Below are 1,055 nucleotides of genomic sequence, written 5' to 3'. Positions count from 1 at the left end.
GAACTTCATTGTGCCTTTGTGCTCGTAAGTCGAGCCATCTTCAAGCGTCAATGCGACTTGCGCAGATTGATCTTCTTGCATGTGACCTTGAGAAAGCGCCGCTTTTAGTCGCAGCAATTGAGCAGAAGACTGAACGATATCCACGTTGATCGGATCAAGTTGTTGAATCGTCGTTAGCTTGTCGGCTTGGTTTGCGGTAACCAACGCTCCCGCAGTCACATTTGACTTGCTGATCACGCCACTGATCGGCGCTTTCACACGGGTATAAGTCAAATTGATCTTTGCAGTATTGATCTTCGCTTTGGCTACGAGCACTTGCGCTTTCGCTTCTTTGTAAGCCGCTTCTGCTTCATCCAGATCTTGTTGACTGATCGATTTCTTGGAAATCAATGCGCGGTAACGTTTAACGGTTGCAAACGTCGATTCTTCAGAAGCTTGCGCACGAATCAGCTCCGCTTCTGCACTAAGCAAATCCGCTTGAAATGAAGAGTCATCAATTTGATACAACGACTGACCTTTTTCCACAACGCCACCTTCAACAAAGTTACGTTCTGAAATAATACCCGTTACCTGTGGGCGGACTTCCGCCTCTTTAAATGCACGGCTGCGGCCCGGCAACTCAACCGTCAAAGCTTGTCGAACAGGTTCAACCGTCAACACATTCACTTCGGTTGCGGGAGCGGCGCCACCACCTTGCTCAGTTCCTTCTTGGCTTGGTTGACATCCCGCCATAAACAGGCTCGATGCAATCAGCAGCGATAGCGTGGTTCTACGTCTCATGAAACATCTCTCTTATTTTGCAAGCCCTACAAATATCCAATTCAATGCGTTCTGAATGGCTCGATTATGATTAGTGGATATGCATCTATCCCAAACAAATTAGTTAGAATGATAATTACCCAGTGTTGTACATACAACAAAATTTACGTTTCTATACGCTTGTCGAATGCGTTTGTTGTAAAGGTGCAATAGAACTCTCAGATTTGAAGATATTGTGTTGGAAATCACACTTTTCTGTGTACAAGTGGACGGGTCAAAAAGTGTGTAAATTGATG

The 1,055-nt window shown here is 45.4% G+C and carries 1 protein-coding gene; it reads right to left on the bottom strand.

The features are described from left to right. Positions 1-780, bottom strand: a 780-nt coding sequence (vmeA, locus tag R7P67_RS26325; RefSeq protein WP_318086517.1) for a multidrug efflux RND transporter periplasmic adaptor subunit VmeA, incomplete at its 3' end; no start/stop codon positions are given. Positions 781-1,055: the final 275 nt, after the last annotated feature.

Source organism: Vibrio sp. Vb0937 (assembly GCF_033338855.1).
This window is presented reverse-complemented; position numbering and strand designations above follow the sequence as displayed.